This is a genomic window from Ahniella affigens, assembly GCF_003015185.1.
Classification (GTDB): Bacteria; Pseudomonadota; Gammaproteobacteria; order Xanthomonadales; family Ahniellaceae; genus Ahniella; species Ahniella affigens.
On the sequence record NZ_CP027860.1, the window covers coordinates 3,314,721 to 3,339,227 of the forward strand.

23 protein-coding genes and 1 tRNA gene are annotated in these 24,507 nt (G+C 61.2%); 13 read left to right on the top strand and 11 right to left on the bottom strand.

Annotation, left to right across the window (positions count from 1 at the left end; translation table 11 throughout):
- Nucleotides 1-113 precede the first annotated feature (113 nt).
- The 4 genes from C7S18_RS12800 to katG all read left to right on the top strand — a co-directional run bounded on the left by C7S18_RS12800 (nt 114) and on the right by katG (nt 5,814).
- Nucleotides 114-836, top strand: a complete 723-nt coding sequence (locus C7S18_RS12800; protein ID WP_170113255.1) for a 2OG-Fe(II) oxygenase — start codon at nt 114-116, stop codon at nt 834-836.
- Nucleotides 837-881: 45 nt separating this feature from the next.
- A complete protein-coding gene (gene tdh, locus C7S18_RS12805; protein WP_206207899.1) occupies nt 882-1,916 on the top strand; it encodes an L-threonine 3-dehydrogenase in 1,035 nt (344 codons plus the stop codon).
- 11 nt (nt 1,917-1,927) lie between these two features.
- On the top strand, nt 1,928-3,406 hold the full coding sequence (locus C7S18_RS12810; RefSeq protein WP_146151907.1) for a hypothetical protein: 1,479 nt from the start codon (nt 1,928-1,930) through the stop codon (nt 3,404-3,406).
- 209 nt (nt 3,407-3,615) lie between these two features.
- Nucleotides 3,616-5,814, top strand: a complete 2,199-nt coding sequence (gene katG / locus C7S18_RS12815; protein ID WP_106891945.1) for a catalase/peroxidase HPI — start codon at nt 3,616-3,618, stop codon at nt 5,812-5,814.
- 110 nt (nt 5,815-5,924) lie between these two features.
- Here the strand turns inward: katG and C7S18_RS12820 are convergent, their stop codons facing one another.
- Both C7S18_RS12820 and C7S18_RS12825 read right to left on the bottom strand, forming a co-directional pair.
- Entirely contained in the window at nt 5,925-7,148 is a 1,224-nt protein-coding gene (locus C7S18_RS12820; protein WP_106891946.1) for an FAD-dependent monooxygenase, read from the bottom strand.
- Between the two features lie 12 nt (nt 7,149-7,160).
- Nucleotides 7,161-8,333, bottom strand: coding sequence for an FAD-dependent monooxygenase (locus tag C7S18_RS12825; protein WP_106891947.1), 1,173 nt, complete (start codon nt 8,331-8,333; stop codon nt 7,161-7,163).
- A 163-nt stretch (nt 8,334-8,496) separates the two neighbouring features.
- Between C7S18_RS12825 and C7S18_RS12830 the strand changes: the two genes are divergently transcribed.
- The 4 genes from C7S18_RS12830 to C7S18_RS12845 all read left to right on the top strand — a co-directional run bounded on the left by C7S18_RS12830 (nt 8,497) and on the right by C7S18_RS12845 (nt 11,231).
- Entirely contained in the window at nt 8,497-9,030 is a 534-nt protein-coding gene (locus C7S18_RS12830; RefSeq protein WP_106891948.1) for a DUF6580 family putative transport protein, read from the top strand.
- A gap of 3 nt (nt 9,031-9,033) precedes the next feature.
- Entirely contained in the window at nt 9,034-9,588 is a 555-nt protein-coding gene (locus C7S18_RS12835) for a cob(I)yrinic acid a,c-diamide adenosyltransferase (protein ID WP_106891949.1), read from the top strand.
- 12 nt (nt 9,589-9,600) lie between these two features.
- Nucleotides 9,601-10,518, top strand: coding sequence for a histone deacetylase family protein (locus tag C7S18_RS12840; RefSeq protein WP_106891950.1), 918 nt, complete (start codon nt 9,601-9,603; stop codon nt 10,516-10,518).
- Between the two features lie 137 nt (nt 10,519-10,655).
- A complete protein-coding gene (locus tag C7S18_RS12845) occupies nt 10,656-11,231 on the top strand; it encodes a hypothetical protein (protein WP_146151908.1) in 576 nt (191 codons plus the stop codon).
- Between the two features lie 106 nt (nt 11,232-11,337).
- Here the strand turns inward: C7S18_RS12845 and C7S18_RS12850 are convergent, their stop codons facing one another.
- Complete coding sequence (locus C7S18_RS12850) at nt 11,338-12,510, bottom strand: acyl-CoA dehydrogenase family protein (RefSeq protein ID WP_106891952.1); 1,173 nt, start codon at nt 12,508-12,510, stop codon at nt 11,338-11,340.
- Nucleotides 12,511-12,640: 130 nt separating this feature from the next.
- Here C7S18_RS12850 and C7S18_RS12855 point away from each other — a divergent pair, with 130 nt between their 5' ends.
- Nucleotides 12,641-13,468 (top strand): polysaccharide deacetylase family protein, encoded by an 828-nt coding sequence (locus C7S18_RS12855; RefSeq protein ID WP_170113256.1) that lies wholly within the window; start codon nt 12,641-12,643, stop codon nt 13,466-13,468.
- Between the two features lie 90 nt (nt 13,469-13,558).
- Nucleotides 13,559-13,645, top strand: a tRNA-Leu gene (locus C7S18_RS12860).
- A 574-nt stretch (nt 13,646-14,219) separates the two neighbouring features.
- On the opposite strand, the gene C7S18_RS12865 is transcribed toward C7S18_RS12860, so the two are convergent.
- From C7S18_RS12865 to C7S18_RS12880, 4 genes are all read right to left on the bottom strand, one after another.
- Nucleotides 14,220-14,825 carry an OmpW/AlkL family protein gene (locus tag C7S18_RS12865; RefSeq protein WP_106891954.1) on the bottom strand — a complete coding sequence of 202 codons (606 nt, stop codon included), beginning with the start codon at nt 14,823-14,825 and terminating at the stop codon, nt 14,220-14,222.
- Between the two features lie 250 nt (nt 14,826-15,075).
- Nucleotides 15,076-16,734 carry a ubiquinone biosynthesis regulatory protein kinase UbiB gene (gene ubiB, locus C7S18_RS12870; RefSeq protein ID WP_106894018.1) on the bottom strand — a complete coding sequence of 553 codons (1,659 nt, stop codon included), beginning with the start codon at nt 16,732-16,734 and terminating at the stop codon, nt 15,076-15,078.
- Nucleotides 16,735-16,739: 5 nt separating this feature from the next.
- Nucleotides 16,740-17,330, bottom strand: coding sequence for a ubiquinone biosynthesis accessory factor UbiJ (locus C7S18_RS12875; protein WP_106891955.1), 591 nt, complete (start codon nt 17,328-17,330; stop codon nt 16,740-16,742).
- 34 nt (nt 17,331-17,364) lie between these two features.
- Nucleotides 17,365-17,889, bottom strand: coding sequence for a peptidylprolyl isomerase (locus C7S18_RS12880; RefSeq protein WP_106891956.1), 525 nt, complete (start codon nt 17,887-17,889; stop codon nt 17,365-17,367).
- Nucleotides 17,890-18,146: 257 nt separating this feature from the next.
- Here C7S18_RS12880 and C7S18_RS12885 point away from each other — a divergent pair, with 257 nt between their 5' ends.
- Nucleotides 18,147-18,740: an HNH endonuclease gene (locus C7S18_RS12885; protein ID WP_106891957.1), complete on the top strand. Its 594-nt coding sequence runs from the start codon at nt 18,147-18,149 to the stop codon at nt 18,738-18,740.
- 58 nt (nt 18,741-18,798) lie between these two features.
- On the opposite strand, the gene C7S18_RS24210 is transcribed toward C7S18_RS12885, so the two are convergent.
- Nucleotides 18,799-19,080, bottom strand: a complete 282-nt coding sequence (locus C7S18_RS24210) for a hypothetical protein (RefSeq protein WP_206207900.1) — start codon at nt 19,078-19,080, stop codon at nt 18,799-18,801.
- 242 nt (nt 19,081-19,322) lie between these two features.
- On the opposite strand from C7S18_RS24210, the gene C7S18_RS12895 reads away from it, so the two are divergent.
- Complete coding sequence (locus tag C7S18_RS12895) at nt 19,323-20,099, top strand: SDR family oxidoreductase (protein ID WP_106891959.1); 777 nt, start codon at nt 19,323-19,325, stop codon at nt 20,097-20,099.
- Nucleotides 20,100-20,190: 91 nt separating this feature from the next.
- Here the strand turns inward: C7S18_RS12895 and C7S18_RS12900 are convergent, their stop codons facing one another.
- The 3 genes from C7S18_RS12900 to C7S18_RS12910 form a co-directional block, all read right to left on the bottom strand.
- Nucleotides 20,191-20,856: a hypothetical protein gene (locus tag C7S18_RS12900; RefSeq protein WP_146151909.1), complete on the bottom strand. Its 666-nt coding sequence runs from the start codon at nt 20,854-20,856 to the stop codon at nt 20,191-20,193.
- An 11-nt stretch (nt 20,857-20,867) separates the two neighbouring features.
- Nucleotides 20,868-22,958 carry a serine/threonine-protein kinase gene (locus tag C7S18_RS12905; protein WP_106891961.1) on the bottom strand — a complete coding sequence of 697 codons (2,091 nt, stop codon included), beginning with the start codon at nt 22,956-22,958 and terminating at the stop codon, nt 20,868-20,870.
- A 640-nt stretch (nt 22,959-23,598) separates the two neighbouring features.
- A complete protein-coding gene (locus C7S18_RS12910; RefSeq protein ID WP_106891962.1) occupies nt 23,599-23,961 on the bottom strand; it encodes a Rieske (2Fe-2S) protein in 363 nt (120 codons plus the stop codon).
- A gap of 239 nt (nt 23,962-24,200) precedes the next feature.
- Here C7S18_RS12910 and C7S18_RS12915 point away from each other — a divergent pair, with 239 nt between their 5' ends.
- Entirely contained in the window at nt 24,201-24,503 is a 303-nt protein-coding gene (locus tag C7S18_RS12915; protein WP_146151910.1) for a hypothetical protein, read from the top strand.
- Nucleotides 24,504-24,507 lie beyond the last annotated feature (4 nt).

A 24,507-nucleotide genomic window follows, 5' to 3' on the forward strand; every position in this document is an offset into this window, starting at 1 on the left:
ATCAGCCTGCAAGTGTGACACATTCTGTCCCGGCCCTGCCTCTGTTGCGTCATCGTCCAAACACGGCGACGCCGATATACTCGCGGCATCGACACACTGACGACTCCTTCACCATGCCCTATTGTTTTGATCAGGCTCGATTGATGGCGTTGGCGGCGGCCTCGCGCGACCAATACCAAAGCGCCCTGCCCTACCCGCACACCGTGATCGAGCAATTGTTGATTCCTGACACCGCGCGCCAGTTGCGCGCCGATTTTCCGCATCCCGACGACGACATGGCCTGGGACCGCTTCGGCGCAATTGGCTTTGAAGTCAAACGTGCGAGCCCGCACGAAGAGCGGTTTCCGGAGTCGATCCGCCACGCAGTGCACGATCTCAATAGCGGCCCATTCATTCGCTTCCTCGAACATCTGACAGGCATTGAGCATTTGCTGCCCGACCCGCATCTGCACGGCGCCGGCATACACCTGAGCAAGCGGGGCGATCACCTTGGCATTCATGCCGATTTCAACTGGCATGAAGGGTTGCGCGCGCACCGCCGGATCAACTTGCTGATTTATCTCAACGATGATGACTGGCAGGAGACTTGGGGCGGTGAACTCGAAATCTGGTCCACCGATGCCGCGCGCAAGGAAAAATCCGTGGCACCGATCTTCAATCGCGCGGTGATCTTCAATACCCGGAGCGATACGTTTCACGGCCACCCAACCCCTTTGGCAACGCCCGAGCATACGTATCGCCGGTCGCTCGCCATGTACTACTACAGCACCGAACGCCCAGCGGACGAGCTGCGCCCGGTGCACAATACGCTCTACAAGGGTCTGCACGTGGCCTGATGGCCAATGCCCCGACCTCTCGGAACCAATTGCGGAGAATCGATCATGTCGCGGATGATGAAAGCCCTGGTCAAGCGGGAAGCCATCAAGGGCATCTGGATGGAGCAGGTGCCGATGCCCGAAGTCGGCACCAATGATGTGCTGATCAAACTGGAAAAGACCGCCATCTGCGGCACCGACCTGCATATCTACAAATGGGATGAATGGAGCCAGCGCACGATCACGCCCGGGCTCGTCATCGGTCATGAATTTGTCGGCCGCGTGGTCGAAATGGGCGCTGGCGTCCGCAACTATGAAGTGGGTCAACGGGTTTCGGCCGAGGGGCATATCGTCTGCGGCGTCTGCCGCAACTGCCGGGCCGGACGCCAGCATCTGTGCCCAAACACGGTCGGCATCGGCGTCAACCGCAACGGCGCCTTCGCTGAATACATCAGCGTTCCAGCGAGCAATCTGTGGCCGATTCCGGATCAGATTCCGAGCGAATTGGCGGCATTCTTCGATCCTTACGGCAACGCGGCGCACTGCGCCCTCGAATTCGATGTCATCGGCGAGGATGTGCTCATCACCGGCGCGGGCCCGATCGGCATCATCGCGGCGGGGATCTGCAAACATATCGGCGCGCGCAATGTCGTGGTCACTGACATCAACGACTATCGACTCAAACTCGCGGCCGACATGGGTGCCACCCGGGTCGTCAATGTGGCGAAGCAGTCGTTGAAGGAAGTGGTCAAGGATCTGCATATCGAAGGCTTCGATGTGGGTCTTGAAATGAGCGGCAACCAACGCGCGTTCCAGGACATGCTCGACTGCATGTACCACGGCGGCAAGGTCGCCCTGCTTGGCATTCTGCCGAAGGGTGCAGGCATTGACTGGGACAAGGTCATTTTCAAGGGGCTGACGCTGCACGGCATTTACGGGCGCCGCATGTATGAAACCTGGTACAAGATGACCCAGATGGTGCTGACCGGCTTTCCGCTGCAGAAAGTGCTGACGCATCAGATTCACATCGATGATTTCCAGAAGGGATTCGATCTGATGGATGCCGGCGTTTGTGGCAAAGTGGTGTGTAGCTGGAACTGAGGTCTTACCGCATGCGTCTCTTTGCTAGGCATTGGTTACCTGCTGGTTTGGCCTGCTTCGGCTTGGCCTCGACCATGGCGCTGGCTGGCGAACCGGTGAACCCGGCGGCGACGCCATCCGAATCAGAATTGCCGGCAATGGCCGACGAATCGGCGCCGTCAGAGACGGCAGGACCACCAGCGACTAACGAGCCTGCGGCAGCCGTAACCGCCCCGGTTGCCGACACCGCTGCAGCGAGCGACCGGCTGCTGGCCGCCGATGTGCTCGAACCAAGCCTGCTGAGCGGTCCGGGATATCAGATCGAGCCCGCGGTGGCACTCAGTGGCTACATGATGCAATTCACGATCAAGTCGGACTACGGCACTTGGATTGCCGAAAGCCGGGAGCTCGTGCCCGTCCGCATCGAAGAGGTTGAAGCCCTTCGCAAACTCAAACAAGCCGGCCATGATGGCGCGGCCATGAATGCCGCCAAGTCGAAAGCCTACAAGACATACAAGAGTCTCGTTCGCATCGTGACCCGGCCCATCGACACCGTCAAAGAACTGCCAAACGGAGTCGAGCGACTGATCAAGCGCCGCGTGGCCGAGGTGAAGAAGGCCGCCTCGCGGGCACGCGATGATGTGGCCGATGAATTGGCAGACGACGCACCGAACCATCCGGGACCGTTCGATGCCGGGCGCAAACCGAGCCCTGAGCTGTCGTCGAAAGAGCGCAATATTCAGCGTGGCAAGAAGCAAGGCATGCGGCTCGTCAAGCGCAAAGTCGGCTTCAAGGACGCGCGCACTGAGATTGCGTTGCATCTGGGTGTCGACCCCTACTCCGACAACCCCGTGCTCGCGGCCGAACTCGATCGCATGGCCTGGTCGGCCACCGGCAGTCGCAAAGCGTTCTCGCTGGCCTTGGGCGCGCTTGGCGCCGCAACGTACGGCGTGCTGCCGGAATTGCTTCGGATCGATGACACCGCCTGGACTTTGGACGAAGAAAGCCTTGCCGAGAACAACCGTCTGCGCCTCAATGCCTTGGGCTGTGACGACGCGTTGAGCCGGCGGCTGGTGCGCAAATCGGCGTTCACGCCAACGCTCGAAACGGCCATGATCGTGGGCATGGAACAACTGCAGATTCAAAGCGGCTGCGATGAATTGCTGGAGTTGGCCAACACCGCCAAGAATCAGCCCGAGGCGCGCTTTGTCGTCAACGGCATCCGCCAATTGCTGTCGGCGCCGCTGCCGGGCAAGAGCGGCGTACCCGTGGGCAGCTGCCATTTGCGCCATCTGGGCGCGGGCTTTGGCGCCGAGTGCCAAGGTGAGATCTACGTACCCGTGCCCGTGGATCAGCTGAGCTGGGATGACGATATCGCAGCGTTTTTGGATGTCGAGACCGTGCGGACGCAGCAGCGCACGATCCTGTTGTTGGGTACGGCCACGCCGGAAGCCCGCGAGCGGCTGACGTCCCGCGGATTTGCCATTATTGAGAACTCGCCGCTCGAATAGCGCGGCCACCAAAACCGCATATTCCAGGCGGTTACGCGACCTGTTCGTCAGAATTCAGTAATCGACATTATCGATTACGGTCACGAGAAATACTCGTTGGCCCGATTACCACAGTCGGAGTAGTCTCGTTCTCGACCCGACCCAGCACGCTGCTGGTCAGCAGCACGCGAGGCGCGGCCCGAATCAAGACCGTCTGACTGGAGGAATCGATGAGCAACGAGAGCAAGTGCCCGTTTTCGGGTGATCACAAGTCCATGGCTGTCGCCGCTGGTCGCAGCAATCGCGACTGGTGGCCGAAGCAGCTGAATCTGAATCTGTTGCGACAACATTCCGAGAAAACCGATCCGCTGCAACCGGACTTTAACTACGCCGAGGCATTCAAAAGCCTGGATTTGGCCGCGCTGAAGAAGGACCTGTATGCGTTGATGACCGACTCTCAGGATTGGTGGCCGGCAGACTACGGCCATTACGGCCCGTTCTTCATCCGCATGGCCTGGCACAGCGCCGGCACGTACCGGATCGCTGATGGGCGCGGCGGTGGCGGCTCTGGCATGCAGCGCTTTGCACCGCTGAACAGTTGGCCCGATAACGGCAACCTCGACAAAGCGCGACTGCTGCTCTGGCCCATCAAGCAGAAATATGGCCAGAAGATCTCATGGGCCGATCTGATGATCCTCGCGGGCAACTGTGCCCTGGAGTCGATGGGATTCAAGACGTTCGGATTTGCTGGCGGCCGTGAAGATCGGTGGCAGCCTGATGAAGACGTGTTCTGGGGTCACGAAGAAACGTGGCTCGGCGACAAGCGCTACAGTGGCGAGCGCGATCTGGACAACCCATTGGCCGCGGTACAGATGGGCCTGATCTATGTGAATCCGGAGGGCCCGAACGGCAAGCCGGACCCACTTGCGTCCGCTCGCGACATTCGCGAGACATTTGCCCGCATGGCCATGAATGACGAAGAAACGGTCGCACTGATTGCTGGCGGCCACACGTTTGGTAAATGCCATGGCGCGGCGAATCCGGCCGACTATGTGGGCCCAGAACCTGAAGCCGCCGACATCGCCGCACAGAGCCAGGGCTGGCTCAACCGGTTTGGCACCGGCAAAGGCGTGCATACCATTACGAGCGGTCTGGAAGGCGCCTGGACGCCGAATCCGATCCAATGGGACAACGGTTACTTCGACACGCTGTTTGGCTACGAATGGGAACTGACGAAGAGCCCCGCTGGCGCGCATCAATGGACGCCGAAAGGCGGCGCCGGTGCCGACTCGGTGCCAGATGCACATGACCCGAACCGACGGCATGCGCCGATGATGGCGACAACGGACCTGGCATTGCGTACCGACCCGGCATACACCGCGATCAGCAAGCGTTTTCATGAGAACCCGGATCAGTTCGCCGATGCCTTTGCCCGCGCATGGTTCAAGTTGACGCATCGCGATATGGGCCCGCTGGCGCGCTATCTCGGTTCGGAAGTACCGACTGAAGTGTTGAGTTGGCAGGATCCGTTGCCGGCGGTCGATCACCCCTTGATCGACGCCGCCAATGCGGACGTCTTGGCCAAGACGATTCTCGGTAGTGGGCTGTCACTGACCGACCTGGTGAAGACGGCGTGGGCGTCGGCTGCAACGTTCAGAGGCTCCGACAAACGCGGCGGTGCGAACGGCGCGCGTATTCGCCTCGCGCCACAGCGTGACTGGGCAGTCAATGAACCCGCAGAACTTTCCCGAGTCCTGTCGGTTCTGGAACGCATCCAATCTCAGTTCAATGCGGCGCAGGCCGATGGCAAAAAGGTATCGCTCGCCGACCTCATCGTACTGGCTGGCAACGTGGCGGTTGCCGAAGCGGCGCGACTTGGTGGTGTCAACGTGACCGTGCCGTTTGCGCCGGGAAGAACCGATGCCACCGAAGCAGAGACCGATACTGAGTCGTTTGCTGTCCTCGAGCCAAAGTCCGATGCATTCCGCAATTACGTCCGTCCAGGCCTTGCTCAACGCCCTGAGGAATTGCTGATTGACCAGTCGCAGCTACTGACGCTCACCGTGCCGGAAATAACCGTGTTGTTTGGCGGCCTCCGGAGTCTCGGTGCGAACGTGGGTCAGTCGCGCCAGGGCGTGTTCACGAAGCGCCCGGGCGTGCTGAGCACAGACTACTTCGTCAATTTGCTGGACCTCGGAACCAAGTGGGCCGCCGCGTCGAGCAGCCAGGAAACGTTCGAAGGCCGTGACCGTCGGACGGGGGACTTGAAGTGGACGGGCACCCGCGTCGATCTGATCTTCGGCTCGAATTCAGAACTGCGCGCGCTGGCCGAAGTCTACGCAAGCAGCGATGCAGCCGAGCGCTTCGTGCACGAGTTCGTTGCCGTATGGACGAAGGTCATGAACCTGGATCGGTTTGATCTGCAGTAAGGATCGTCGTCGGGTCCATCACCCGATCTCGCCGGGGCAGACCTCAGGGTCTGCCCTGTCGGCGCGCGACACCGTCGCAACCATTCGGGATTGGCCCAACCATGACGCCGTCAGCGCGCGCTAAGGGTCGACACCCGCATCAAGCTCGGCATGCGCCCCACTTGCCCACATGCCGCCTCAGTCAACAGTCGCTTCAGGGGCTTCAAGTGGTTCAACCAACCCAAGCCAGTTTGGAGCAAACCGGGCAGGCCTGAGTCCGCAGCACCACGAAAGCCCCGCTCCATGGCATCGACCAAGCCGGCGGTGAATTCGGCATCGCTCTGTCGCCAAGCCTGATAACGCTGCAAGCTGCCCGCACCGCCGAGGTCGCGGCCGCGTCGTCTTGCATCCATGATCACGTCGTACAACGCAGCGACATCCTGCAATCCGAGATTCAATCCCAATCCAGCCAGCGGATGCACCTTGTGCGCCGCATCGCCGATCAACACCACGCGCGCGCCAGCCACTTGATCGGCAAGCGCCAGGCGAAAGGGAAACGACTGCCTGGGACTGACCACGCGAACAGCGCCAAATCGGTGCGCGCTGGCTGTGCCCAAGCGTTCGGCAAACTCGGTATCCGAAAGCGCGAGCAGATCAGCCACCTGCTCCGTCGGCCGCGTCCAAACCAAGCTGGAGCGTCCACCAGCAATCGGCAGAAACGCCAGTGGCCCACCTTCGTCGAAGCGCTGAAAGGCGATGCCGGGATTGGGACGCTCGGTTTCAAGATGACAGACAATGCCAGCGCTCTGGTAGTCGCGACCATGACTGCCAATGCCAAGCTGCTCGCGCAGACCGGAGAACTCGCCTTCGGCAACCACGAGCAAGCCCGGCCGCTTGCGACTGCCATCGGCGAGTTCCAGATCGAGTTGGTCGTCACGACGATTCAGCACGGCGATCGACTGCCCGACACGAAAGTCGCACAGTCGTGACGCCAGCAGCGCACGGTGCAACGCCACTTGCAACGCACGCAATTCAACGATGTGACCAAGCGCTGGCTGGGCAATGTCGCGCGCTGCGAATTGCACGCCCGCGGCATTCGCCGCGCCAGTCACCGCCATCTGCTGATACGGCGTGGCTTTGCCTTCCGGCAATGGCCAAACGGCCAATGCTTCGAACAGCAAGATGGCCGAAGGCGACAGCGCGACAACTCGGATATCGAGATCGATGCTCGGCTCCGGCAGTCGATGCTGCTCCAGCAAACACACCGGCACGCCGGCACGCACCAGGGCGAGCGCCAGACTGGCGCCTGCGACGCCGGCGCCACTAATGACGATTTCTTCGCGGATCGGATTCATGTGCACGCTCACTCAGCGAAAACCCATGGCACCCAACGCGAGCCGCTGTTTGAGCAGCGGCACGTGCGCGAGTGCGGTCATCGCCAGGAACCGACTGACATGGTGCCCCGTGCTTTCCGCCGAGCTAGTCTGGACCAGTCCATGGCTCATGGCCACCGTCTCGTTGCGATCGCGACGGCGGCGCTCGGCATAAGTCTGCAAGCGCGCGACTGCACCCGCGTCACCCGGCGATTCGGTCAAAACATCAGCCAGCGCCATTGCATCGCGGAGACCGAGATTGAAGCCTTGCGCGCCCAACGGATGAATGGATTGCGCGGCATTGCCAATCAACACCAAGCGCTGGCTAATCAGGCGCTCGGCCAGGACCAGCTTCAATGGCCACGGCTGGCGCAGACCAACGCCGCGCCAACGCCCGAGCCGATCGCGAAGATCGCCACGCAAACGGGTCAGAAAGTCGGCGTCCGACAATGCCAGAACGGCTTCCGCCTCGGCACTCGGAACGGTGTAGATGAGCCCAGATCGACTGTCGTCGACGGGCAAGACAGCGAGGGGCCCAGACCGGGTCAATCGTTCATAGGCCAGACCGGGATGCGGCGTTTCCGGGCGCAGTGCCGCCACGATCGCCGTCTGCTGATAGTCGCGCTCGGCGACCTCGATCCCCGCCATCGCTCGCAATGCCGAGTGCATCCCGTCTGCCGCCACGAGCAAATCAGCCCGCAACTGCACCACTTCGCCCTCGCGTTGCACGACCACACAGACGTCCTGCTCGCTGGTATCGAAGGCCAACACCTTGGCTGGCTGCCAGCGCGTCAGTCCGCGTTCTGCTGCCGCGGTCAGGCCCGCGCGCAGCGCGGTATGCAGTTGCGAAGCTGGCACCGTGTAGCCGAGCGCTGGCACATGGTAGTCCTCGGCGCGGAATTCGAGGCGACCGAATTCGCCGGCACGGTTGGCCAAGATTCGGGTGATGGGTGACTTGATCTGAATCTCGGGCCAAACGCCGATGTCAGACAGCGCCAAGCGACTCGCTTCGCCCAAGACGAAATGGCGCTCATCCCAGCGCGAACTCAATTTGGCTTCGGCATTGGCTTCGATTTGCACCACACGCCGGCCACTGCCCGCCAGGGCTATCGCCAGGCTGGCGCCGACCAGGCCGGAGCCGACAATCACAACATCTGCATGTTCCATAGCTCTGGCAGTCTAACAGGCCGAAGCAGAACCGTTGCCCGACCAGTACCGCCCATGCCGGAATGCCGGTAAACGGACACAAGTCGCGGAATTGAAAAGCATTTGGTTTCTGGCGCCCCGCCCTCTAGAATGCTGACTTGCCTGAATTCGCCCGGAAGCATCCATGTCGTCGCCCAAACTCCTGTCGCCCCGTGTCTCGGTTTTGCTCGTTCTGGTGTTCGCTGCAGCGCTGAGCCGTCTGTTGCCGCATCCGATGAATTTCAGCCCGATCGAGGCGTTGGCCCTGTTCTCTGGCGCCATGTTCGCCAAGCGCTGGGTCGGCATTCTGGTGCCGCTCGCCGCCATGCTCGTGTCCGATCTGTTCCTCGGTTTGCATGCAGGCATGCCGATCATCTACGGAATGATTCTGCTGATCACGCTGTTCGGCCGCGTCCTCGGCACCCAACCCAAGGCGGGCAAAGTGCTCGGCGCCTCGGTGCTCAGCGTCCTCGCGTTCTTCCTGGTGACCAATGCCTTTGTCTGGCTCGAAGGCAGCATGTATCCGATGACGGGCAGTGGTTTGCTGGCGTGCTATGTGGCTGGGATTCCATTCCTGGACAACCAACTGGCCGGCGCACTGTTCTTTAGCACGCTCCTGTTCGGCGGTTTCGCACTGCTGCGGCAGCGCTTTCCGCAGTTGTCGACCCAAACTGCCTGAGGCATGGGCAATCGGCTGACTCGGATCTATACGCGAACCGGTGACGATGGCAGCACCGGTCTCGGCGACGGCACACGGGTCTCGAAAGACTCGGCACGGGTCAGCGCCTATGGCACCGTCGATGAATTGAATAGCGCGATCGGCACCGTGCTCGCGTGCGAGCTGCCGGAGCCGGTTCGCGATTGTCTCGTCGAGATTCAGCACGAGTTGTTCGATCTCGGTGGCGAGCTCTGCATTCCGGGCGCGGCGATGGTCCATGATGCGGACATCACGCGACTTGAGAATCGACTGGATGGCTTTAACGCCGATCTGCCGGCGTTGAAGGATTTCATTCTGCCAGGTGGGGGCATGGCCGCCGCGCATTGCCATCTGGCGCGAACGATTGCCCGCCGCGCCGAACGCGAGGTCGTCACACTGTCGCATCACGACGCCGTGCGTCCTGAAGCCGTGCGGTATCTGAACCGACTCTCTGATCTGCTGTTCGTCATAGCGCGCGTTCTGGCCCGTTTCAGCGGCCAGGGCGAAGTTCTTTGGCGGCATGAGCGCCGCAAACGCTGAGTTCTCGTGTCTATGGCAGCCGGCCTGATCATCAGCCATCCTGACATGCTGCAGCATGACCCAGGTGCCGGACATCCCGAAGCCCCTTCGCGCTTGCAGGCAGTCTGGCAAGCATTGGCCGAACCTGAATTCCAGAACATCGAGCGTATTGACGCACCACTTGCAACACGCGCCGATCTGGAACGCGCGCATGATCCGCAGATGGTCGCAGCCCTGTTCGCTGCAGCGCCCAGCGACGGCTGGACCGAGGTCGATGGTGATACCGTGATGTCGACTGGCTCGCTACGCGCCGCGCAACTGGCGGCCGGCGCCGCCATCGCCGGCATCGATGCGTTGATCAGCGGGCGCGTGCAGCGCGTGTTTGCGGCCGTTCGCCCACCCGGACATCACGCAACCAGACGCGAAGCCATGGGCTTTTGCCTGTTCAACAACATTGCGATCGCGGCGCACGCGGCGCTGGCGCGCGGCATTCAGCGGCTGGCGATCATCGACTTTGATGTTCACCACGGCAACGGCACGCAGGACATCGTCGAAAATGATCCGCGCATCCTGTACGTGTCGTCGCACCAATGGCCGCTCTACCCTGGTACGGGCAGCCATTCCGAAACGGGCGTTGGCAATATCGTCAATATCGAACTCCCGGCGGGCACGGCGTCCATGCATTTCCGCGAACTTTGGCGCGAGCAGGCACTGGTGCCGCTCAGAGCCTTTGCGCCTGAACTCCTGCTGGTCTCAGCCGGCTTCGATGCACACCGCTTGGACCCGCTTGCGAACTTGAACCTGGTCGCCGAGGACTACGCCTGGCTCACGCGCGAATTGCTCGCGCTGCCGAGTACAGGCGGCCGCATGTTGTCGATGCTCGAGGGCGGCTACAGTCTGACGGCACTCTACGAGTGCACTCGGGCGCACGCCGGCGTGATGTTTGGATGACAATTGGTTCGAAACCCGCGCCAGCACAGCGTGCCGCTGCGCGCGACTCGGCGGTGTCAGTTCAGTGATCGGAGCACGTGCTTGACGCCAGAACAGCGTTCACAGAATTGGTCGATCAACTTTGGAGCATCGCCGTCATGACATTACGCAAGTCGTTTGGACCAGCTATCACGCTTTGTCTGGCGTGGCTCTGCTCGGCACCGCTTTATGCCGAAGACGCGGCGCCACAATCCCCCACGGCGGCCGAGCCCGTTACAACAGCAGTGGCTACCCCGGACGCACCACCGCCGGCGCCACCGCCGCCGCCCATCGAATCGAACGACCCGCGTCTGAGCCGCGGAACGTATGCCCTCTATGTCGGCGATGTGAACCGGATCATGCAGATTCCCGCGCAGATCGGTTTTATCAATGGCGTGCTCTACTTCATGACGCCACCGAGCAAGAGCAAGGCGCACGACTCGGCACGCGACCAGAACTTCATCATTCCCGCGACGGCCATCAAGGGTGTCGGATTGAAAAAGCTCGGTCTCAACCGGCAGATCCATCTCGACCTTGGTCTCCAGCGCGCGGTCTTCGTGTTGTCAGGTGCCGTCTTTGTGAATCGCAAGGGAACCGACGCTCTGTACGCCGAAATGGTGGCGGCTGGCATCCCCACATTCAAGCCGGAACGCTTTATCCAGGCGCCGCCAACGACGGTGATTTTGGTGCAGTAACGATTGGATGTTCGGGCCCGCGCTGCATGAACGCAGCGCGCCGATCAAATGCTGGAGCGATAGCCGAGTGACGCCGAGGAGACTCGGCCATGCCCACCAATCACCATCAAAACGCGTTGATGCCGGTCAGCTCGCGGCCCACCACCAGCTGATGCACCGTCTCGGTGCCTTCATAGGTGATGACCGATTCCAGATTCAGCGCATGGCGAATCGGGCAGTATTCGGTCGTGATGCCGGCGCCACCCAGAATGTCACGCGCTTCGCGGGCGATATCGAGCGCCATGCGCACGTTGTTCCACTTCGCGAGCGACACCTGCGTTGGCTGCATGGTGCCGGCGTCTTTCAGGCGACCGAGCTGCAGCGACAGCAGCTGCGCCTGCGTGATGCGACGGGCCATGTCGGCGAGCTTCAATTGCACCGACTGCGTGGCCGCGATCGGGCGATTGAACAGGACGCGCGTCTTGGAGTACTCGGTGGCCTCGTGCAGGCACGCGATAGCCGCGCCAATCGGGCCCCAGGTGATACCGAAGCGAGCCTGGGTCAAACAGCCCAACGGACCCTTCAGGCCGCGCACGTTCGGCAGACGATTGGCCTCCGGCACACGCACGTTGTCAAAAAAGAGACCCGAGGTGACCGAGGCGCGCAAGCTCATCTTGCGGTGCACTTCCTGCGCCTTGAAGCCAGGGAAGTCCTTCTCGACGAGAAAACCCTGGATGCCCTCTTCCGTCATCGCCCAAACGATCGCGATGTCGGCGAGGTTGCCGTTCGTGATCCACATTTTGGCGCCGTTGATCAGCCAATCGCTGCCGTCACGCTTGGCGTGGGTCTTCATGTTCGATGGATCCGAGCCGCCGTGCGGTTCGGTCAGACCAAAGCAGCCAATGACCTTGCCCGCAGCCATGTCCGGCAGCCAGCGGCGGCGCTGTTCTTCCGAACCATAGGCGTAGATCGGATACATGCAGAGCGAGCTTTGCACGGACGCGAAACTGCGGATACCGGAGTCGCCGCGTTCCAGTTCCTGGCAAATCAGGCCGTAGCTGACGGCGTTCATGCCGGCGCAGCCGTACTCAGTCGGCAGGCTGGAGCCCAAGAGGCCCATCTCGGCCATTTCCGGGATCAATTCGCGCGGAAACACGCCCTTGTCGAAGCATTCGCCGATGATTGGCAGCACGCGCTCGTCGGTAAAACGGGCGACTGCGTCCTGCACCGCGCGTTCTTCATCGCTCAGCAAGGAGCGGACATCGAACAGGTCATAGGGGTTCAGCGCGACTGCGGGCATGGTTAACTCCGTGATGCCAAAAGACGGAAAATGTAGCCCGATATTGTAGCCTTGCCAGCTCCGGGCGTGGCCGAAAGCAGCCAGATTCGCCCGAAATTCGTCACAAACCTCAAGCGAAACCAAATAAATCGTGCGCGTTCCGATATTGACCTATCACGCTGTGAACATCAGCGGCAATGACTACGCCAGCAACGACCACGTGGCGCTGGCCCAGGACCTCAGGTTGCTGACCCGACTCGGCAAGCGCATCGTGCCGCTGGATTGGGTGATCGACACCTGGAACGGCACCGCGGTCCGCGATCTGGAGGATTGCGTCGTGCTGACGTGCGATGACGGCTCAGACCTCGACTACTTCGATCTCGACTTCCCGAACCATGGCATCCAGCGCAGTTTCTACAACGTGCTGGTCGACTTTCATGCCGAGTATGGCCGCGCCGCGCAACCGAATCTGCATTTGACGTGCTTCGTCATCGCCGATCGGAGCTCGCGTCAAGACATCGATCAGGGCTGCCTGTTTTCGAAGGACTGGATGCGCGACATCTGGTGGCACTCGGCCATCCGGTCGGGTCTGATTGGCATCGAAAACCACAGCTTCGATCACAATCACGCGGCCGTAAAACAGCCCGGCCTGGCGGGCATGGCGCGCGGCGATTTTTTTGCGGTAGACAATTTCGAGCGGGCCGAAGCGCAGATCGCGAACGCCCGCGTGTTGATCGATCAGGAGATTGCACCGGCAAAGACCCGAGTGTTCGCGTATCCGTTCGGCCACATCCCGCCTTATCTGATCAACGATTACTTGCCGAATCACGGCGAACGGTTGGGGTTGGCCATTGCCGTCGGTGACGGCGCCCAGCCGGTGACGATGGATAGCCCAAGATGGAATTGGCCACGCTATATCTGCGGCTGGCACTGGAAAAACCCCGACGCGCTGGCCCAGATTCTGGCTCAAGCGGGTTGATCGCCCGCAGGTCCGCCAAAAAAAGCGCTGGACAATCCCATCAGGCTTTGTATGATCCTTCGCCCGGCCCTTGCGGCCTGGCCCCCATCAGCCGGTGTGGCGGAATTGGTAGACGCGGCGGACTCAAAATCCGTTTGTGGTGACACAGTGTGGGTTCGAGTCCCTCCACCGGCACCAAATCGCCCTAGGATGTCAACAGAACATCCGATGAAGAAGAACAAAAGGCCGGATCCCAGGATCCGGCCTTTTGCTTTGTGCCGCGGTCGGAACATCCGTGCCCGTACGCGGGTCCAACGAACATGGTTCTGATTGGGGCGCTGCTAGTGCGTGCCCCGCAGCAGGTTTGAATAAGTCGCAGCCGAGCAGATGCAGGGACATCTGCCCGGCTGCTTGGGTTTACTGCCGGATGGCCGAGGGGAGATTCCGGCAGTGCGCGCTCTATGGTCGCGTTCCGGAAATGGCTTGAAGAAAATCTGGGGGCGTCCGAGCCAAGGCAAGATCCATTGCTGAGGCGTAGTGGCCACTCAGGCGACGACGAGCGCCGCGGCATGGGCTTGAAAGGCAAGATTTCTGTTCGAGCGATTTCCGGAACACGACCGTATTGGCAACGTATGCGGCTCAATTGCGGCGGCAATTGATCCATGTCCCGATGTACGGATCGATCATGCTTGCACGGATCGATCGCACCAATGCGCTATCGGAGGCCGCGGATCAACCAGGGGGCTGGTCAATCCGCAGCCAGAACAACCACTCAGAAGCGCTTGCCGAAGTAGAAACCGTACACCAGCGGGTCAATGTTGACCGTGCCAACGTCGGCTCCATCCACGGACACATCGGCATCGATATCCATCCAGCGTGCATCCACGCCGAAGAACCAATCGTTCTGCATGGCGAAGTCGATACCAGCGTGCGCCGCCAGACCGAAGCTGTTGCTGAGGCTCAAATCGGTGCCATCGATCGGACCATCGCTGTTCTCATCGTAGATCCACGTGAAGTTCAGACCGAGGCCGAGATACGGCGACACCTTTTCACCAGCATTGAAGTGATACTGCAGCGAGACCGTCGGCGGCAGATGGGTCACATCGCCAGCGTCTGCGCCATTCAGCTTGACATCGTGCTTGAACGGCAGCGCGGCGAGCACTTCGAGACCCAGGTTGTCGCTGAAGAGATATTCGCCCGTGATCGTCGGACGCCACGCGTTGCCCACGTCTACATCAAGCGCGCCATTGGCGAGGCTGCCGTTGTCCGACTTCGGATCAACATTGTGCGCACCTACCGTGAAACGCCAATTGCCGTCAGCGGCCCAGAGCGAGGGCGTAACGAGGGCCAGCAGCAACACACTTGTCAGCTTTTTCATGAGAGTCTCCAATACCTTGTTTGTCATCGGCTACGAATCGGGGCGATTCGCTCTGGAGGCAATCATGCGCGCTTTGAATTGGCGTCAACTTGATCGGGGTCAAGCGCAAATTTGATGCAAGTCAAATTCGGCTGACGATCGCGCCCGAGCAACGATTCAGCGGGCCCCAGAGCCGAGTGGACGCGCGGCGGCCACGAAAAAAATTGTCGCGCCGCCAATTCGCCAGCGCTTCAGAATCGGCCCCGCTCTGTTACCGGGAACGCCGATGCAACGCCGCGAAGAACGCAATAACTGCGCCCACGAAGGCCACCACAATCGGCAAGCTGACGCCGAACCACTTGGTGCCCTCGGCATCCAAGCCATACAGCAGCGCTGAAGACACCAGCAAGCCCGAGCCGATCACCGCAAACACAGTGCGGCGCTGGATCTCTCGGGATTCCGCAACCAACGACGCGATCTCTTCCGAGCGCATGTCAATGCGCGTGTTGCCACGCGCGGCGTTGTTTAGGTACTCATGGAAAAGTCGCGGCAATTCGGGTGCCTGTTCGACCAGCTCCGGCAGGCGCTTCTGGAATGCATCGATAAACGACTGCAGTCCGTATTCCTTGCGCATGATTTCTTCGAGCACCGGCTTCGCGACTGCAAACAAGTCAAGCTTCGGATGCAGTTGCCGGCCAACTCCCTCGATATTGAGCAAGGTCTTTTGCAGCAATAGCAACTGCGGCTGGATCGTCAGCTCATAGCGATGCGCCAGTCGGAAAATCTTGGCGAGCACTTCACCCAGCGAAATCTCGGCAATCGGCTTCGTAAAGTACGGCTCACAAACACTGCGTACCGCCGCTTCCAACTCGTCAACGCGCACATGGGCCGGCATCCAGCCGGCTTCCAGGTGCAACTCGGCGATGCGTCGGTAGTCGTTGTTGAACATGGCCCGAAAGTTCTCGGCCAGATAGCGTCGGTCCAACTCGGGCAGCGACCCGACGATCCCGAAGTCGAGCAGGATGAACCGCGGTTCATCCGGGTGTGCGCGATCGACCCAGATGTTGCCTGGGTGGGAATCGGCATGAAAAAAGTTGTGCTTGAATACTTGGATGTAAAAGAGCCGGACGCCCTTTTCAGCCAGCTTGATACGATCGATGCCGGCGGCGTCGAGTGCCGCCAAGTCACCAATCGGAATGCCGCTGACCCGCTCCATCGTCAGGACCCGCTCGGAACTGTAGTCCCAATGCACCACCGGCACATGGACATCGTCCGAATCTTTGAAATGCCGGGCGAAATACGTGAGATTCGCCCCTTCGCGCTGCAGGTCGAGCTCGCTGGCCAGCGTGCGCTCGATCTCCGCAACGACTTCAAGGGGCTGCCATTTGTCGGCACTGGGAGCGTGCCGATCAACCAACGCAGCGACGCGCTTCAACAGGCCGAGGTCGGCCTGGATGCGCTGCTCAACGCGCGGTCGGAGGACTTTGATCACGACCGCCTGGCCATCTTTCAACGTGGCCGCATGGACTTGGGCAATCGATGCAGACGCGAGCGGCTTCAAATCGAAATCCGCAAAGATCTCACCGATTGGCCGGCCAAGCTCGGCCTCGATCATCGTCCGGGCTTCTTCACCCGAGAACGGCGCGACGCGATCTTGCAGCAACGCCAACGCCTCGGCCACATCGGCGGGCAGCAGGTCACGCCGGGTCGACAGAATCTGCCCGAACTTGACGAACAACGGCCCCAGTTCCTCCAGCGCCCGGCGGAGCCGATGACCGCGACTCAGTGTCTCGGAATCAGCAGGCCCGGGAATCAGCGCCCGGCACCATTTCAGCCAGCCAAGACCCGGAAGCAGGTCCAGCAACTCGTCGAGTCGATAGCGGGTCAGGATCAGGCCAATGCCAATGACCCGAAACGCCGAACGGCTCATCTTGATCATGTGCGGCTCAAACGGGCTAGACGGGCTTCAAAACGCTCGACGTCATCGCGAAGTTGATCCACATCGGCCGCAAAGTCTTCGAGCAGCTCGCGCGTCGGGACCAATTCGCCTTCATACAGGACATATTCGGCGCTGGCCAGAACCGCCTGTCGACCCTGCTCACGAAACGCGTTGAATACCGATTGCAGCAGGCGGGCGACTTGTGGCCCGAACACCGGCCCGAGTCGCTCGGCAAAACGCACTTCCAGATCGGGCTGGTAGCGCTTTGCCAGGGTTTCCAGGCTCCGCAACAAATCGGCGTCGCCACTGATCTGCACCTTACCGACCGGCAGCACGCCCTTTGCCTCGGGCCGGAGCAGCCCGGCGAGTCCGGCCAAAGACGTACGCAGGCTGAAATCCGGCTCGGGCTCGCTCGTAGGCTTTTCGATCCGGATTTGCGCGTTGTCGACGCGCGCCTGCAGCGTCCACTCCGGGCCCGCCCAGGTCAACTGGAAGCGTCGCCCCGCGAGCCCGGCGAGTTCGCCAGGCAAGTCGGGATCGAGGCTGATCAAGCGATTCAGTGCCAGCGCCAGGGCCTCGCCAGCCATGGCGCGAAACAGTGAACCGGGAGAACGTGCGGAATCAGGCACGGGCGTTCAGAATCTGATTCCACTCATTGACCTTGGCTGCCGTCTTGGCAAACAAGGCGGTGGTGTCGCCATGGATGGTGATCGACGCAATTTTCTCGCCGCCACGGATGGCATTGACGATGGCCTGGTCTTCGGCACCCAGGACCTTGCCGAACACCGTGTGCTTGCCATCCAACCACGGCGTTGCCACATGTGTGATGAAGAATTGGCTGCCATTGGTGCCGCGCCCCATGCGCGAGCCGGCGTTGGCCATCGACAAGACGCCTGGGCCGCTGTGCTTTAGCGTCGGCACGATTTCGTCGTCGAAGTTGTAACCTGGGCCGCCGGTGCCGGTGCCAGACGGGCAACCGCCCTGAATCATGAAATCGGCAATGACCCGGTGAAACGTCAAGCCGTCGTAATACTTGCGCTGAGCGAGATTGACGAAATTGGCGACCGTAATCGGGGTTTCATCGGGGGTGAGCTGCACTTTGATGGTGCCGCGAGCGGTTTGGATGTGAGCCTGCAAATCAGACATGGAGTTCTCCTTAAGACAAACCTGAATCGTATCAGGCCCCGTGTCTTCGATCTGCCAATCCGGGCCGTTTGTCAGCGACCGACGGGCTGCATCTTGAAAAATCCAGATTCGGTCTACAGTTTGTTGCCAACAGGGAAACGCCCTTCTCGCCCTGCCGAGTCGCCCAACGCGCGCACACCAATGTCGCGGGCAGGCTGGTTCTCGGCCCCGGCCGCGGCTATGCTCGGCCCCAATCGTAGGTTTCTGGAGGTTGGTCTATGTTGCTGACGCCAAGGACGACGGCTGATATTCATTCGACCCGAATACTGTCGCTGGATGCGAACGGTCGAATTCTGGATTGGATTTCCTGGCAGGATGCTGCCTGCCTGTACGTGCGCGATGCGGTGGCCTGGACCATCGGCGAGCCTTGCCTCACCGTGCATGGCGGCAATAATCGCAACACGGGCGAGCAAAGCCTGCTGCAGTTGCACCCGATCGTTGCCAGTCGAGGCCAGCGCCGCATGGGCGCAAAGGAACCGGCGCCGGCACTGACGAATGCCGCCCTGTTCAATCGCGACCGTTACACGTGCCTCTACTGCGGCAACCACTTTCAGAAGGCCGCACTGACTCGCGATCACGTGATCCCGATTTCCCGCGGCGGTCGCGATATCTGGCAGAACGTGGTCACCGCCTGCCTGCCGTGCAATGTGCGCAAGGGCTGCCGTACGCCGCAGCAGGCGCATATGCCGCTGCTGGCCGTACCGTACCGGCCGAGTTGGGTCGAGCACTTGATCCTGTCGAACCGGAACATCCTGGCGGACCAGATGGAGTTCCTGATGAGCCACTTGCCAAAGAAACGCGCGTTGAGTTGATGCCAACAGCGGTGCCGGTTGAGCCACCCCGGCGCCACCGTTCGAGCGCGAATCCGAGTCAGCCGCCCGCCTCGTCGATGGCCTTGCGCTGCGCCGCAGCCTGGTCCAGCACCTGTTGTTCGACCTCGTTCGCTTTGCGCAGGGCCTTACCTTGGGTGTCGTAAACCGTGCCCTCCAAGGCGTTCGCATTGGGGTCTCTGGCGGCCGTCGTGGGTTCGGGTGGCGGCGGTGATTCGGCGCAAGCGGCCAGCGTCAAAACAAAGAGCAACACACTAATTCGACCAAAACTGGCTTGCCCAAGCAGCGATCGGTTGATTGCAGGACACATGGCATGGTTCATGAACTCACTCCTTCGTTCGCAAGGAATCAATGCGCTGATCGCTCGCGTCAGCACCTTGGCACGAGCCTGACAGATTTGCCCATGCAAGGCCACGCGAAGTCCGTCGCACATTGAACGATTCCATCGTTTACGGGGCTGCGAATTCTCGGCGTCTGAGTGACAATCGCGACCGTTGCCGACGGGCCGCGGATCTTAAGCCCGGTCGCCATCGGCAGCATACTGACCTGCTTTGGAGGAAGCCCATGAATGCCTCGCGCTGGCGAATGGATGGACGAACCGCGTTGATCACCGGTGCCAGCAAAGGCATTGGCAAGGCGATTGCCGAAGAATTCTTGAGCCTCGGCGCGGATACGCTGTTGGTTGCCCGTGATGAGGATGCATTGAACGAGGTGACCCATGAACTGTCGCGCCGATTTTCCGAGCAGCGTGTGGCGTCGTTCGCTGCCGATCTGACCGAGCCTGAGCAACGCCTGGAGCTCATCGATTGGGTCCACGATCTCGAAACGCCGCTTGATTATCTGATCAACAACGTCGGCGGCAATGAGCGCCGGGCTGCGCTGGATGTGGACGATGCGCTGTTGGAGCGACTCTTCGTGTTGAACTGCGAGTCGGCGCTCGCGTTGAGCCGGCTCTGCCACCCGCTGCTGATTGAAAGTCCGGAACCTGCAATCGTGAATCTGGCGTCGGTCTCTGGCATGACGCACGTCCGTACGGGCGTCGCGTATGGCATGACCAAAGCAGCCATCGTCCAGATGACGCGCAATCTCGCCTGTGAATGGGGCGAGGACGGCATCCGAGTCAATGCGGTGTCGCCTTGGTACACCCGTACCCAACGCACGCAAGTGGCATTGAACGACCTCGACTACCTGGAGGAGGTCCTGGCGGCCACGCCGATTGGTCGCGTTGCCGAAGCCTATGAAGTCGCGACGGCTGTTGCGTTTCTCTGTCTGCCGGCTTCGAGCTATATCAGCGGGGTGACGTTGCCCGTTGACGGTGGTTTTCTGGCCTACGGGTTCTGATGCAACACGCGCGCCGTAGCGCGGCTTTAGGCCGCGCGGGCAACGCCCGATGACGCCAAGTTGGCCAAGCCGAGATTTGCCGCTTCAACACTCAGGGTGTCTGAGTTTTGCAGGACGCCACAAACTCAAGATCGAGCTGGTTGCCTTCGGCCTCCAGTTGCGGACGCTGCGACTCCGATGCAGCCGCGAGCTTCTCTTCCACTTGCCGCCGTTCAGTGCGGATCATGGTGCAGAGCTCGCTGCCCGTCACCAGCAGACATTGATCGCGAACAAGCACGAGACGTGAAGACGCCTCTGCTTTCTCCGGGTTCGGCTTGGCCGATGCGACCGGAGGACGCTTTGCAGCCTGCACGTCGGCGCCTCCGGAATCCAGAATCAGATTCGGCCGCTCGACCTTCCAGAGCGGTACCCAACGGGTTTCGTCATGGGTGGTATTGGAAACATAGTCGCCCCCCTCCGGCCGAATGCAGCGATAGCGTTTCCGCGGTTTCGGCACCGGCGGCGGCGCGTTCTTGCGCGTTTCTTCGTCGGTATTCGCAACTTCCGTGGGTGGCGCGGCGGTGTCTACCGGGTCCGCCGGTGGCGGCGGTGGCGGTTTGGGATCGGCAATAAAGCGCGGCAACTCTTTCGCATTCTTTGGACAGGGCTGATCGGTAAAGATCTTGCTCCCGTCGGCGAGAATGCACTCCTGGAACGAAATCGCGCTGGCAGAGCCTGCCAGCGCGAACATCATGAGCAACCCAAGCGAACGCTGCACGCTGCCTACCCTCAACCGCCGCTGCCAGTGGGTCGGTACGCAGCCATCGCGGCCACGTAACGATCAATGCCTTCCGCCACCGCCTCTTCGGCCTTTTCGTTTGCCGTCAGATTGGTGAAATCGACTTTCTGACTGAGCTGCGGCCCGACGGGCTGTTTCGTGCGGACATCGACCGTCTTGATGGTCAGGTTGGCCGAGTACAGCGTGTCGGTCTGGCCGTAGTAGGTCAACGGCGTCGAGCCGAGTTCTTCGGCGCGAATGATGGTGACCGCACGAACACCATTCTCACGCGCCAGAATTCCGAGCAAGCGCGGAATGTCCGGGCGCCCGCTTTCGATGATGCGGTCAACGCCATCGATCAGTTCTTCATCGGCGACGAGGAATCCGCGTTCATTGAGCGCATCCTCCAGCGCCTTCTCAGCAGCCAGCGCCAAGCCACGATCACCCAGGCCGATTACCAGGATGCGCGGCGGGACGTTGGCAACCGGCGGCATCGCGGCGGCACGCAGCGCAGCCGCTGCAGCACGCGGCGGGATATTGCGCTCACCCGACGCAATGGCGGCCTGAGCCTGCTCGATGCGCTGTTCGCGGCGACCCTCGGATTTCTCCGCGAGCTCAGCAAGCGCTTGGATGCCTGGCGCCGTGTCGTCGTACTCGTCCGACTCCACGTCGTCCTCAGCAGCGCCGGCATAACCCGTATGAGCCGTATCAGTGCCGTCGGGCGGCTCGGAACCCGCTTCTGCGGCGACCGAATTGCCCGCCATGGTCTTGCCATCGGCAATGATGTCGGAAGGCTTCAGCATGCCGTCGTTGGCGCCGGTCTCGGCAGACGGATCCGTCTCGGTGCCCGGTTCGTCGCCGACGGTGCCGTTGTTGGCAGTCGTATCGGCATTCTCATTGCCGGCATCAGTCAATCCCGTCAGCAAGCCGTTTGAACCGGTGTTGCCCGTGGCGGCAAGTTGCGCCTCCTGAAAACGATCCCAGACGAGCTTGACGCCAAACGCACCACCACCGAGCAAACCCAGCACGAGAATCGCGGCCACTGGCCAGATCCAGGCCGACGACGACTTTTGCGGCCGATCGAGTACCGATGGGCGTACCGACGCTGGCGGCGGCGGTTCGGGCAGCGGCGGATTGGTCATTGGCGTTGGCCGCGAAGCCGGCACGGGCGACGGCCGCGCGGACGGCATCGCAGCCATGGCTTCCACCGGTGTCTTCATGCCCGCAACGACCGTCGCTGCGGCGGTCGGAATCTTGGCTTTGGCCGTGATCGGGCCACCCTTCGCCACCAGCGGGTGCCGCTGCAGGTCTTCGATCAACTGGTGACAATCCTGGTACCGGTTTTCGGGTTCCTTGGCGACCATTTTCGTCAGAATGCGGGCGATTTCCGGGTCTACCTCGCCATTGAGCGCGCGGACATCCGGGATTTCGGCCCGCACCACCTCGAGCAGCAGACCCAGGGGCGATTCATCGGTAAATGGCATCCGACCGGTCAGCATTTCGAAGAACACAATGCCAAGCGAAAAGATGTCGGAGCGCAGGTCCACGACCTTGCCCAGGCAGACTTCTGGCGACAGGTAACCAGGCGTACCGACGAATTCGCCCGTCGCCGTGAGCTTCTTCGAGAAGTCATGCTGCGCGAGCGCAATACCAAAGTCGGCAATCTTGATGTTGCCGCGCGTCGTCAGCATCAGGTTGGCGGGCTTGATATCACGATGCACCACGCCCTTGTCATGCGCCACGGCCAGCCCACTGGCGGTCTGGACGATCACTTTGGCGGCCTGTTCGGGCGTGAGTTTGACCTCTCGCTTCAAGAACGACGAGAGCGACTCGCCCTCCACGAACTCCATCGCGAAGAACGGCTGGCTCTGATCTTCGCCGATGAAGTAGATCTGGATGATATGCGCATCGTTGAGTTGCGCCATGGACCGCGCCTCACGCAGAAAGCGCTCTTTGACGCTCTCGTCGTGCGACAACGATTCCGACAGCGTCTTGATGGCGACATAGCGGTTCAGGGCTGATTCGAAGCCCTTGTACACCACGCCCATCCCACCTCGACCCAGCTCACAGACCACTTCGTAATGACCGACCTGGCTCCGCATGACCGTCTCCAAAAACGCGCTCGATGTATTGTGCCACCACCGCCGACCGAACACGCGAGTCGGCGTTGGCACCCCTTCTGAACGGTCGCGGCAGGGGGGCCTGCGACGCGCTCGAAAGGATCAGATTCAGGCCTTGAGTCTAGCATTCAAAGCTGAATCTTCCGGAAAGCCGCGATGTGCGCTTGATCACACTCAAACGTTGATCTGACGCGGCCTACGCGCAATCGCGTGAATTCCGTGCACCACTGGTCGGGAGTCTTTCCGCCGCTTGTCGCAGCCTTTGAAATCCATGCGCCGGCGCCTCGTGAGAACTCAATAGCAACACGTCGCCGAGCTTGGGCGGGCCTTCAGGCTCGAATCGACCTTGCCGCAAGACGGGTCCCCCTTTGTGGGCGGGCCTTCAGGCTTGAACCAACCTTGCCGCAAGACGGGTTCCCCTTTGTGGGAGGCCCTTCAGGCCCGAATCAATCTGGCCGCAAGACTGGTTCCCCTTTGTGGGAGGGCCTTCAGGCCCGAATCAATCTGGCCGCAAGACTGGTTCCCCTTTGTAAGAGGGCCTTCAGGCCCGAATCATCCTTGCCGCAAAATTGCTTCGCAGCTGAAGCCGCTCCAACAAAAACCTAGCGGGCCTTAGCCACACTCAATCCCGCAGCAGACGCACCCAACCATCGACGACCTTGACGGGGAAGGGATGCAGCGACTGCCCACGGCAGGGGCCACCGACGCACAACCCGGTATCCAGCGTGAACGCCGCCCCATGGGAGGCACAGATCACGTGCCCGTGCTCCATCAAAAACCGGTTCGGCGCCCAATCCAGGCGTCGCCCAGCATGCGGGCACTCGTTGTGGAATGCCTGCACGCGCTCGCCCAGCCGCGTCAGCAGCACGGACACGGGGCCCGTGCTTAAAGTCACCATGACTGCATGCACACCACCATCGGGGATCATCGCCACCGGGCATAAGCCTGCCTGCGATTCGCCTTCATTCGTTTGCAAATCGTTCATCACCGCACAGTCAGTTCGTCAGAGAATGCGGATCATATTGGTGGCATTGCAGGCAACGCCAGTCGGCCGGAGGTCCGGACCGACAATCGATTCAGGAAGACCGAGGCGACTTGCGATTCACCAATCTGGCGGAACCAGCCGACACGATGTCGGAACTTGCACCCGCCACCACGATCCAAAGATGGGACGCTTACCCGATGGCGTCCCAACCACGCTGGCACCAGGAAGGAGCAGCAAACATGTCACACCGCAGTCCGCTGGAAGGGTTTTCATTGTTCGACGCCCTGTTTCGTCTGCTGAAGTTCGTCGTGATAGGCGGCGTGGTATTGCTCGCCTTCGTGTTCACGAGCTTCGTCGGTCTCGGCCTGCTGCTCGGCTGGTTTGCATTCCGTCTGATCCGCCGCTGGCGCGCGCCCGCAAAGCCGGTGCATGGTCCGCAAGTGTTCGAAGGCGAGTTTGAGGTTGTGCGTCGCCCGACCGTGCCGCGCGCGCTGAACGACCTTGACTGGCCGCGACCGTTCGATTCCACCCGGCCAAGCTGAGTGA

Excerpts from the sequence above, each read along its gene's own strand:
- C7S18_RS12895 (WP_106891959.1), top strand. The coding sequence starts at position 19,323 with ATGAATGCCTCGCGCTGGCGAATGGATGGACGAACCGCGTTGATCACC.
- C7S18_RS12910 (WP_106891962.1), bottom strand. The coding sequence starts at position 23,961 with ATGAACGATTTGCAAACGAATGAAGGCGAATCGCAGGCAGGCTTATGC.
- C7S18_RS12885 (WP_106891957.1), top strand. The coding sequence starts at position 18,147 with ATGTTGCTGACGCCAAGGACGACGGCTGATATTCATTCGACCCGAATA.
- C7S18_RS12820 (WP_106891946.1), bottom strand. The coding sequence starts at position 7,148 with ATGAATCCGATCCGCGAAGAAATCGTCATTAGTGGCGCCGGCGTCGCA.
- C7S18_RS12835 (WP_106891949.1), top strand. The coding sequence starts at position 9,034 with ATGGGCAATCGGCTGACTCGGATCTATACGCGAACCGGTGACGATGGC.
- C7S18_RS12830 (WP_106891948.1), top strand. The coding sequence starts at position 8,497 with ATGTCGTCGCCCAAACTCCTGTCGCCCCGTGTCTCGGTTTTGCTCGTT.
- tdh (WP_206207899.1), top strand. The coding sequence starts at position 882 with ATGTCGCGGATGATGAAAGCCCTGGTCAAGCGGGAAGCCATCAAGGGC.
- C7S18_RS12865 (WP_106891954.1), bottom strand. The coding sequence starts at position 14,825 with ATGAAAAAGCTGACAAGTGTGTTGCTGCTGGCCCTCGTTACGCCCTCG.
- C7S18_RS12850 (WP_106891952.1), bottom strand. The coding sequence starts at position 12,510 with ATGCCCGCAGTCGCGCTGAACCCCTATGACCTGTTCGATGTCCGCTCC.
- C7S18_RS12840 (WP_106891950.1), top strand. The coding sequence starts at position 9,601 with ATGGCAGCCGGCCTGATCATCAGCCATCCTGACATGCTGCAGCATGAC.
- C7S18_RS12905 (WP_106891961.1), bottom strand. The coding sequence starts at position 22,958 with ATGCGGAGCCAGGTCGGTCATTACGAAGTGGTCTGTGAGCTGGGTCGA.
- C7S18_RS12825 (WP_106891947.1), bottom strand. The coding sequence starts at position 8,333 with ATGGAACATGCAGATGTTGTGATTGTCGGCTCCGGCCTGGTCGGCGCC.
- C7S18_RS12800 (WP_170113255.1), top strand. The coding sequence starts at position 114 with ATGCCCTATTGTTTTGATCAGGCTCGATTGATGGCGTTGGCGGCGGCC.
- C7S18_RS12875 (WP_106891955.1), bottom strand. The coding sequence starts at position 17,330 with ATGGCTGGCGAGGCCCTGGCGCTGGCACTGAATCGCTTGATCAGCCTC.
- ubiB (WP_106894018.1), bottom strand. The coding sequence starts at position 16,734 with ATGAGCCGTTCGGCGTTTCGGGTCATTGGCATTGGCCTGATCCTGACC.
- C7S18_RS24210 (WP_206207900.1), bottom strand. The coding sequence starts at position 19,080 with ATGAACCATGCCATGTGTCCTGCAATCAACCGATCGCTGCTTGGGCAA.
- C7S18_RS12845 (WP_146151908.1), top strand. The coding sequence starts at position 10,656 with ATGACATTACGCAAGTCGTTTGGACCAGCTATCACGCTTTGTCTGGCG.
- C7S18_RS12810 (WP_146151907.1), top strand. The coding sequence starts at position 1,928 with ATGCGTCTCTTTGCTAGGCATTGGTTACCTGCTGGTTTGGCCTGCTTC.
- C7S18_RS12915 (WP_146151910.1), top strand. The coding sequence starts at position 24,201 with ATGTCACACCGCAGTCCGCTGGAAGGGTTTTCATTGTTCGACGCCCTG.
- C7S18_RS12880 (WP_106891956.1), bottom strand. The coding sequence starts at position 17,889 with ATGTCTGATTTGCAGGCTCACATCCAAACCGCTCGCGGCACCATCAAA.
- katG (WP_106891945.1), top strand. The coding sequence starts at position 3,616 with ATGAGCAACGAGAGCAAGTGCCCGTTTTCGGGTGATCACAAGTCCATG.